The following is a 9782-nucleotide window of genomic DNA, read 5'->3' as shown; positions in this document are numbered from 1 at the left end:
GGGTGTAGACCGTAGGAGAACCTATGGACTGGCCTGAAATCACAACCGAACAATTTGAGGTCCCTCCGCGCTGTTCCGGACCATAGGAAGGGAACCACGAAGCGTTAAGGTTTGCCTTGACCCCAGCCTGGGCGAGTATGATTCCCATACTCAGGACGCCCTGTCCTCCGAAACCTGCGATCTTGGTCTGGATCGGAGCAAAGTCTGCTCTCAGGGGTTTTTCCTCGGCTCCTGATTCAATCCCGTAAAGTTTTTCCAGGGTCTCCGTTGTGAAGTCGCTTACGCCCCTGTGGAGGGTTTCGGCTTCTGCGGAGTTATCCCTGAAGTTCTTGAGCGGGAATTCCGGTTCCATTTCTTCGTTGATGAACTTTATAGCCTGTTCGGCATCCATCTTTAGATTTGTCGGGCAGGCGGCAAGGACTTCCACAAAGGCATAGCCTTTGCCATCGCGCTGGATCTCCATAGCTTTCCTGATAGCCTTTCTGGCTTTCCTTATATGGGAAATGTCCGAGACCGAGACCCTTTCGATGAATACCGGGGCTTTCAGGTTGGATATGAGTTCACACATGTGCAGTGGGTAGCCTGCAAAGCGGGGGTCACGGCCTTCAGGGCTGGTGGTGGTCTTTTCCCCTATAAGGGTTGTAGGAGCCATCTGCCCGCCTGTCATGCCGTAGACTGTGTTATTTACGAAAAAGACTGCCAGCTTTTCTCCCCTGTTTGCAGCCTGCAGAGTTTCATTCAGGCCGATTGAAGCAAGATCCCCGTCGCCCTGGTAGGAAATAACCACAGCATTTTCTTCAGCCCTTGAGACGCCTGTCCCTACTGCAGGGGCACGGCCGTGGGCAACCTGGATATTGCCTGCATCAAAGTAATAATAAGCAAAGACTGCACAGCCCACAGGACTGATCATAACTGTCCTGTCCTGGATTCCCAGGTCGTCAATCGCTTCAGCGATGAGCTTGTGCAAAACCCCGTGTCCGCAGCCAGGGCAATAGTGGGTGGCTGTTGGAGCGGCCCCTCCTTTGCGGGGGTATTCCGGGTACAGGGCTTTTGGCCTTCTGATAACCTTTTCTCCGTTAATGATTTCGACTGCCATTTTTATGCCTCCCCTGCAACCTTTCTGATTTTGTCCATAATCTGGTCGAGGGTAATCAGGTTTCCTCCCATGCGGTTTACCAGTTCCACAGGCTGTGAGCAGCCGATAGCAAGCCTGACATCGTCTATCATCTGTCCATTGCTCATTTCCACAGAGATAAAGGAACATCCCTTATCTGCAAGGGCTTTCAACTGCGCCTCCGGGAACGGGAAAAGAGTCTTTGGCCTGAAAAGCCCTACTTTTATTCCTTCCTGCCTGGCAAGGTCTACGGCTGACCTGCAGATCCTGCTGCTTATGCCGTAAGAGACGAGCACAATTGAGGCATCTTCGGTCATGTATTCCTCGTAGTCTACCTCGTTTTGCTTTATCAGCTCGTACTTTGCCTGCAGCTTCTCATTGAACTTTCCGAGTTCATTGAAGTCCAGGAAGATTGAGGTTATCAGGTTAGCCCTGGTTTCTGCTGTACCGTTGACTGCCCAGCTGGTGTCGGTTTTCGGGACAAGGGCTTTTTCAGGGAACTTCAGGGACTCGATCATCTGCCCGAGCACTCCGTCAGCAAGCACGACTGCAGGGTTCCTGTACTTGAAAGCCAGCTCAAAGGCTTTCATGGTAAAGTCGCACATCTCCTGCACGGAATTAGGGGCAAGTACAATGGTCCTGTAATTTCCGTGCCCTCCACCTTTTACGACCTGGTTGTAGTCGGCCTGTTCAGGCCCGATGTTCCCGAGCCCTGGCCCTGCCCGCATAACGTCCACGAGCACACAGGGCAGTTCTGCACCTGCAAGGTAAGAAACTCCCTCCTGCATCAGGCTGATTCCAGGCCCTGAAGAGGATGTCATGACTCTGTGTCCGGCAGATGCTCCTCCGTAGACCATGTTGATTGCAGCTTCCTCAGACTCGGCCTGAACAAATTTCCTGCCAATTTTAGGGAAGTAACTGGAAGCATCGTGCAGGATCTCACTTGCCGGAGTAATGGGGTATCCAAAGAAACAGTCACAGCCAGCGTAGAGTGCGCCGACGATTACTGCGGAGTTGCCTTTTATGAGTTGTGTTACCATCTTTTTTCCTCCTTATCCTGCCTTATTCGGCTTCCTCCTTTTTCAGGGGAATATGGATTTCCAGTGCCAGGGGTTCAGGGCAGGTATAGTAGCAGCTTGCACAGCCTGAGCAGCCTTCTCCTTTATACTCTACGTAGTGGTAACCCCGCGCGTTCAGGTCCTCACTCATGAAAAGCACTTCCTTCGGGCAGGCAAGAAGGCAGCGCCCACAGGCCTTGCACTCCAGAATGTTGATAACAGGGTACGGTTCTTTTTTATCATTTTTTTCCATATAGAATCCTCACTCTATTCTTCCAGTCCCTGTTTTTCTCCAGCCGGTATTTTATGGCAGACAGGAGAGCCTATCATTTTTAAGGGGCTTTCTGAATTCTTATATGTTCTTGAATTCTCTTCTGTTTTAATTATAGTATAATCTTGAATTACAATATCTGTATGAATTACAGTATCTGTATGAATTACAGTATCTGTATGAATTACAGTATCTGTAAGAGAGTAAATCCGATCGATCTCTTCTTTGAACAAACTTTTCAGGAAAAGGTTAAGGTACTTATTTCTTTCCTTTCGTTTTGCTCTTTTTCTGGCAGAGTATATCTTCAGTCGGGAATATTCCTTTGATTTTTAAATTTGAACTGTATTCCTGCTGTATATATCATTTTTTATTTTTTATTGTTTTTGATCCTGATCACGGATTTCGACCCTGCGGATTTTCCCGCTGATGGTCTTCGGGAGTTCGGGGACGAATTCCACAATCCGGGGATACTTATAAGGAGCCGTGACATTTTTTACGTGTTTCTGCAGCTCTTTCTTAAGGGCTTCACTCGGCGTGTAGTCCTTTGTCAGCACAATTGTCGCCTTGATGACCTGACCTCTGATCGGGTCCGGAACTCCCGTGATTGCACACTCAAGCACAGCAGGGTGCTGGATAAGGGCGCTTTCCACTTCAAAGGGCCCGACCTTGTATCCTGAGGTCTTGATGATGTCGTCAGCCCTTCCCACAAACCACAGGTATCCGTCTTCATCCATCCAGCCCATATCTCCAGTATGGTAGTAGCCGTCGTGCCAGGTTTCCGCCGTCCTTCCTGGGTCTTTCCCATAGTGTGCAAAGAGCCCGACAGGTTTTCCGTCCTTTGTGTTGATTACGATTTCTCCTTCTTCTCCAACATCGCAGAGCCTGCCTTCCCTGTCCATAAGTTCAATCTTAAACCCGGGAGTGGGCTTTCCGATAGACCCGGGTTTTGGTTCCATCCAGGGGAAGGTCGCAATGGTAACAACGGTTTCAGTCTGCCCGAACCCTTCCATAAGTTTAATTCCGGTGAATTCAAGGAAGCGGTTAAAGACTTCCGGGTTGAGGGGTTCGCCTGCAACGACTGCATATTGCAGAGTACTGAAGTCATAATGGGTGAGGTCTTCTTTTATCAGGAAGCGGTAGATTGTGGGAGGGGCGCAGAAGGTCGTGACTCCATACCTGGAGGCTTTTTCAAGCATGTTTTTAGCTTCAAACCGGTCATAGTCATAGACAAAGACCGCGCAGCCGGCTATCCACTGTCCGTAGAGCTTGCCCCAGACGCATTTACCCCAGCCGCTGTCTGCAACGGTGTAATGCAGCCCGTCATCCTCCACATTCTGCCAGTATTTTGCGGTCAGGATATGTCCGAGGGGGTAGGTGTTGTCATGTTCTACCATTTTTGGAAAACCAGCGGTCCCGGAGGAGAAGTAGGCAAGGCAGATGTCTTCTTTCTTTGTCGCAGCCTCGCCTGTCGGGCGTTCGAAAACCGGGGAAGCTTCCTCAAGCTCCTTTCTGAAATCAATCCAGCCCTCCCGTGCTTCCCCTCCTACAACGGCTTTTTTGAGCGGGATATCCCCACATTCTAAATGGGCTTCATCAACCTGTTCAGGGACATAATCCTCTGATATACAGACAATCATCTTTAATTCGGCTTTTTCGATCCTGTATACGATGTCCCGGGTTTTCAGCATGTGGGTTGCAGGAACAGTAATAGCCCCGAGTTTATGAAGGGCCAGGATGCAGTACCAGAATTCATAACGGCTCTTTAAGGTCAGCATTACATAGTCGCCTTTTCCGATGCCGTGTTTTGCAAAGAAATTTGCAGCCTTATCGCTGTAGTACTTCAGGTCTTTAAAAGTAAAGCTTCTCTCTTCCCCATTGTCATCACACCAGATCATAGCAAGTTTCTCAGGAGAATCTCTTGCATAGGCATCGACCACATCATAGGCAAAGTTGAAGTTTTCAGGAACCAGGATTTTGAAATTTTCCTGGAAATCCTCATAGGATTCAAAATCGGTTTTGGAAACAAATTGGCTCAGCAAGGAAGTCATTCTGGACACCCGTTTTATTTGATATTTTTCTACGTTTTAGATAGTTATTCAGGCTTCAGGAGGCTGAATTTAAGTTTCAAAAAACTCTCTGAGTTTTTTCCTGTATCTCGAATTTTTTATGCGGATTTTGCATGAATTATTCAGGTATGCTTTAATCCGGGTTACATTTAATCCAGGTTACATAATAACTGCCAGGAACTTAGCGGGTTCTCCTCCCAGCGCTTCCATGGCATGTTCATAATTGGAATCAAAATAAATGGAGTCACCTTCATTAAGAGTGATCTCATTATGGTGGATGTAGACCTTCAGGCTTCCCTCAAGCACATAATTGAATTCCTGTCCGGGGTGGGAGTTTGTTCCGGGTTTGGTGCCCTCAGGCTTGGGCTCAACCGTAACGATGAAAAATTCTCCTTTTTTGTGGATGAACTTCTCGGCAAGGTTCTGGTACTTGTATTGTTTTCTCCTCTCAACACTTACCCCTTTTCCATCCCTCGTGACTGTAAAAATATTCATGCGAGGCTCTTCTCCTGTAAGAAGTGTAGCCATGTCAACCTGCAGCTTGTGTGCGATCTCAAAAAGGATACTTGCCGGAATATCCTCAGTTCCACTTTCATAATTCTGGTAGGTCTCATTGGGAACCTGCAGAGATTCTGCCATTTTTTCAACCGAGACCTCTGACAGTTCCCGAAGTTCACGGACACGAGATGCTATTTCCTTTATTTTTTCCTGCATAATTTAATCTACTCCAGCTGGGTTTATTTAGGGAATTTAACTTGAAGAATTGCTTAAAAACCTTTGTGTTCCATTCAGGCTTAACGGAATATGTTGGTAGGAAATTTTTCTTCCAGAATCATTGCTAATTATAATTAATATACATTAGCATTCATAGGCCATATAAACCAGCATATAAAACCAATGAATTGTTTAACAATTATTATACAAAAGTGAAATTTAATGTTATTTGACCAGGTAAATAATCGGTGTCCAGAAAAATATCAAAATTACAAATACATCTGCGGAAAACCAGATGGTATTAACTTATTACGGTCTTTAATAGTAATAAGCTAACCAGACTCAAAAGGAGTTAATATGCGTATATTGGTTTTAAACGGTAGTCCACATAAAAATGGAACAGTTGCTACTCTTCTTAAAAGTATTGTTGACGGTATTTCTAATAGACATGAGGTTGAATGGATTAATGTATATGACCTTAAAATCAAGCCATGTATTGCATGCATGAAGTGCCGACAAGACAAGGAATGTATCTTGCCACAGGATGATGGCCATATAGTCGGACGTAAAATAAGGGATGCTGATGGTCTTATAGTGGGCACGCCAACCCATTGGGGAAATATGAGTGGTCCGCTCAAGCTTTTATTTGATAGGAATGTACCAGTTTTTATGGGGGAAAAACCTAATGGGATGCCTTACCCCCGTCAAACGGGAAAGCCAGCGGTTATAGTAACTGCCTGTACCACTCCGTGGCCATTCAACTTTATTGCAGCCGAGAGTAGAGGAGCAATAAGGGCAGTTAACGAAGTACTGCATTATGGAGGATATAGACTTGTGGGTAAAGTTGTAAAATCAGGAACTAAGAACAGGCCAGTAATTTCCAATAGGATCTTAAACAAGGCTAAAATCCTTGGAAACAGATTTTAAAGTTCATTTCCGACTGAACAGGGTTTATTTTTCACAAGAATTACACAAAAGGACTTCAAATTAAATTTTAAAATTCCTGATCTAATTTGGTGCTCGTTTCTTTCAAAAGCATCTCTCAAATGAATTCTTATTTCCAAGTTTATTACTTCGAAAGCGCAGAGGGTCACAAACACTCCGGCTTCAGGTTGGGGGATAAAGTGAATCCTCATCAATTTTTCTTCGTGTTCCTTTAGCACTATATTAAGGAATCGCAGAGGAAACCGAAAGTAGAGTTTCAATAGTTTAGATCAAGGAAATCTAGCCAAAAGAGACTCAACGATTTCTGAGAAACCGGGTGTATGGGCGCAAGCAATTTTATTTTAACTTCTATTCTTCATACTTTGTATTCATTTTAATTTTTTATTTGTTCATATTTTAATTTCTTTTGCATAATATTTCATTAAACCAACAATTTTATATCCTTTCCTTATAAAAACTTGTTAAGAAAATTCCTGTATCTCCATGGGGGCTGAAATGGCACAAACACAAACTTTCAGGCGAACCTGCTTTTTACTGGCAATTTTTATTCTGATTTTAGTCTCGGATACTGGAATGGCATCAGAATTTCGTGTTTGGCCGGGAGAATCCATACAGGATGCAGTAGATGCAGCATTTCCTGGAGATATTATCCTTGTAGAATCCGGAGAATTTAATGAGAGTATCTACGTTAACAAAGATAATTTAACCATAAAGTCAGCCTCCAGAAATCCTGATAATACCCTTATTGCTGGAGAGACCACCGGAAGTTACGTGTTTGAAATAGTTGCCAATAATGTAAAGATCAGCGATTTTTCGATAACTAAAGGCCGATGTGGAGTTTTCCTTAACAAGGCTGAAAACTGTATCATAAGCGGGAACAAAATTTCAAACCAGGAAGCAGGAATTTACCTGTTCGAATCCGGCAATAACCGGTTGAGCAACAATATGGTATATTCAAACCTGGACTGCGGTATCAAACTGGTGGCTTCTTCGAATAATGTTATCAGCGGCAATTACTTTGACAACACAGAAAATGCCAGGGATAATAAGTTTAATGTCTGGAATGGCAGCACAGGCAATTACTGGAGTGATTATAAAGGAACGGATGAAAACGGAGACGGAATAGGAGATGCTGCATATGCCGTCAACCCTGAAGCCGGCAGTATAGACTACATGCCTTTAATGGAGTATGTTCAGACACCTCCGGTACTACCAAAAGCACGTTTCACTTCAGATGTGACAGAAGGCCCTGCCCCCCTCTCTGTCAAGTTCAAGGATTTTTCCGAAAATGCCACCTCGAGATTGTGGGACTTCGGGGACGGTAAAACCTCAAGTTCTCCGAATCCCCAACATACTTATTCTATAGAGGGAGATTATGTTGTTTCTCTTACTGTCAGCAACGAGAATGATAGTTATTCAGTATCTGTGCCTATAAATGTTCTAAACGCTTCCGAACAATCCGGCCCTATACTTCCGAAAGCTCAATTCATTTATAATTCCACAGGCGGCCATGTTCCTCTTGTCGTAAAATTTGTTGACATTTCCGAGAACGCAGATTGTGTTACATGGAACTTCGGGGATGGCAAGACATCCTGCTGTTCGGAACCTGAGCATACCTTCTGCTGTCCCGGGAATTATACAATTTTCCTAACAGCTACAAACGAAAACGGAACCTCTTCGACATCTGTAGTCGTAAATGTCCTGAAAGCTGGCGAGGAAGAGGTTGAGGCTGCCAAAAGTATCTGGAGTTCGGATGGTACGGAAAATTCTGTAAATGCAGGAAGTATCTCTGATGAAAACAATAGGCCTAATGTTGTTAATGAAACAGATACGGGTGCAGTAGAAGACATAGGAGACCTGGAACTTATTTCCAGTAAAGCAAACACAGGTAGTCTGGAAAATTCCATTGCAGGAGATGCAAGCGGTACTGCTGATGGAGCCGGCGATGTTGATAATCTTATTGATGCAGAAGTAACTGAAAACTCCGAATCAAAGGCTAACGGCGGAGGCGAGGGGACAGGAAATGCCAGGATTATCCACAGGGAGGAACTTGAGGCTATAAAAGATTCCGTTATCTCCACTGCCAGCTCAAAGATTCTTACAGAAACTGGCTTGTCCCTGGAAAACGAAACTCTCAAGGTTCAGAAAAACATCGAAGCTTTTGTAGGAGATTCCTTACCAGGGTCTGTAGGGGATTCCTTACCCGAAATGGAGAAGAGAATCGCCCCCTGGATTCCGTCGTTCCTCGGGCTTGCCGGGATAGTTTTCATGCTTTCCGTGCTGAAAAGAGGCAGAAGAAGGTGAAAGTTATCTCCTGATAAAGGGGATAGCATTATCAGTAGCAGCCCACGATCAGGGCAACATAGTTATCTTCATGGTTTTTGATTTCTTCGTGCGTGGCATTTTTTAACCACTTTTTTCCCCCGTGAACAGCATGATCCCCGCAGATGAAGAAAATGGTACCTTTATCTGCATTCCGAAAGATCTCTTCAAGGTTTTTATCGATGGTTTTTGAGGCTTTTTTCATTTCGTCCCAGGTCTCTACCCTGTGAGAGTAACGGTCAAGGGCTCTAAGATGTACGGCCAGGATGTCAGGCTTTTCCCTGAGAGATTGTAAAGCATACTCTGTTATCCGGCGGTCATAATCAAGTATATCTTCTGAGTTCGGAACCCCGTAAAAGTCCTTTATTCTCCCCCTGAAACTCTCGGCGCCTTCCAACTCGATTACAGCTGAGGTTTTCATCCCTGCCCTGTAAGCCCATTCCATGATACTTTTTAATCTGGGGTTCTCCGGGTCTTTTGACCTTTCGGAATAGATGTCCGCTGTTGAGTAAATATTATGCTCCTCGGGCAGGTAGCCTGTAAAGATTGAAGCAATTGCAGGGGATGTGATGGTTGCCGGAGACCTGCACTTAAACAGGAGCCCTTTTTCGGCAAGCTCATGCAAGTTCCTCATTGTCGGAGAAAGGTGCCTGTAAAGGGAGTATCCAAGGCTGTCAACTACTATAATTACTGCTTTTTTGCAGCTTCTTTCCTTTGCATAATTCTCGACCTCAGGGATTGACCTTCCCGAAGGCGGAACCATAGGAACTTTCAACAACCTCGAAATCGTAGGGGCAATGTCAATGGTCCTGCACTCAAGAACTCTCATATATTCTCCAGTCTAACTATCTGGCAAGGCAGTTTATATGTGTTTCCAGCACTACCTATATAACTGCCTATTTTAGACCAATTTCTTCTTTAACTTCTATCCCGTAGCTTCTGAGGTTTTTCTTCAGTTGTCACAACTCCCGTTTTTTGACACCTTTTTTTAAACGATGCAGGAATAAATTATTCTGAATAGGGGACATATAAGTTTCAGGATGGGGAAGAATGGGCAAAGAAAATGAAGAACCCGCTGAAGAAGAACTTGCTGAAGAAGAACTTGCTGAAGAAGAACTTGCTGAAGAAGAATTCCCTGAACAGGGGGAAGAATTCTCCGAGCTGATAAAATATACAGTTCCAGGCTATGTTTTAGGGCTTCTTGCAGGGGTTTTCCTGGATTTTCAGGGCTACCAGAGGAGTCCCATAGGACCTGTCTCTTATACACATCTCCGAGCCCACGAGACGGACTC

9 protein-coding genes and 1 pseudogene are annotated in these 9782 nt (G+C 44.9%); 3 read left to right on the top strand and 7 right to left on the bottom strand.

What is annotated here, in order from left to right:
- From EO95_RS08605 to EO95_RS08580, 6 genes are all read right to left on the bottom strand, one after another.
- The coding region (locus tag EO95_RS08605; RefSeq protein ID WP_048133866.1) for a thiamine pyrophosphate-dependent enzyme at positions 1 to 1096 on the bottom strand (1096 nt) is incomplete at its 3' end.
- A 2-nt stretch (positions 1097 to 1098) separates the two neighbouring features.
- Positions 1099 to 2154 (bottom strand): 3-methyl-2-oxobutanoate dehydrogenase subunit VorB, encoded by a 1056-nt coding sequence (locus EO95_RS08600; protein WP_048133865.1) that lies wholly within the window; start codon positions 2152 to 2154, stop codon positions 1099 to 1101.
- Between the two features lie 22 nt (positions 2155 to 2176).
- Positions 2177 to 2425: a ferredoxin family protein gene (locus EO95_RS08595; protein WP_048133863.1), complete on the bottom strand. Its 249-nt coding sequence runs from the start codon at positions 2423 to 2425 to the stop codon at positions 2177 to 2179.
- Positions 2426 to 2439: 14 nt separating this feature from the next.
- On the bottom strand, positions 2440 to 2676 hold the full coding sequence (locus EO95_RS08590) for a hypothetical protein (protein ID WP_048133861.1): 237 nt from the start codon (positions 2674 to 2676) through the stop codon (positions 2440 to 2442).
- 141 nt (positions 2677 to 2817) lie between these two features.
- Positions 2818 to 4491: an AMP-binding protein gene (locus EO95_RS08585; RefSeq protein ID WP_048133859.1), complete on the bottom strand. Its 1674-nt coding sequence runs from the start codon at positions 4489 to 4491 to the stop codon at positions 2818 to 2820.
- Between the two features lie 177 nt (positions 4492 to 4668).
- On the bottom strand, positions 4669 to 5223 hold the full coding sequence (locus EO95_RS08580; protein WP_048133858.1) for a helix-turn-helix domain-containing protein: 555 nt from the start codon (positions 5221 to 5223) through the stop codon (positions 4669 to 4671).
- A 357-nt stretch (positions 5224 to 5580) separates the two neighbouring features.
- Between EO95_RS08580 and EO95_RS08575 the strand changes: the two genes are divergently transcribed.
- Positions 5581 to 6150 carry a flavodoxin family protein gene (locus EO95_RS08575; protein ID WP_048133856.1) on the top strand — a complete coding sequence of 190 codons (570 nt, stop codon included), beginning with the start codon at positions 5581 to 5583 and terminating at the stop codon, positions 6148 to 6150.
- A gap of 591 nt (positions 6151 to 6741) precedes the next feature.
- A complete protein-coding gene (locus EO95_RS08565; protein ID WP_235282934.1) occupies positions 6742 to 8472 on the top strand; it encodes a PKD domain-containing protein in 1731 nt (576 codons plus the stop codon).
- A gap of 31 nt (positions 8473 to 8503) precedes the next feature.
- Here the strand turns inward: EO95_RS08565 and EO95_RS08560 are convergent, their stop codons facing one another.
- Positions 8504 to 9319, bottom strand: coding sequence for an alkaline phosphatase family protein (locus EO95_RS08560; RefSeq protein ID WP_048133851.1), 816 nt, complete (start codon positions 9317 to 9319; stop codon positions 8504 to 8506).
- Between the two features lie 221 nt (positions 9320 to 9540).
- On the opposite strand from EO95_RS08560, the pseudogene EO95_RS08555 reads away from it, so the two are divergent.
- Positions 9541 to 9782 (top strand): annotated as a pseudogene (locus EO95_RS08555) (hypothetical protein); the annotation flags it as partial.

Origin of the sequence: Methanosarcina sp. 1.H.T.1A.1 (assembly GCF_000979295.1) — an archaeon.
GTDB lineage: Archaea > Halobacteriota > Methanosarcinia > Methanosarcinales > Methanosarcinaceae > Methanosarcina.
Note: the sequence above shows the minus strand (reverse complement) of the source record. Positions and strands in the feature narration are given on the sequence as shown.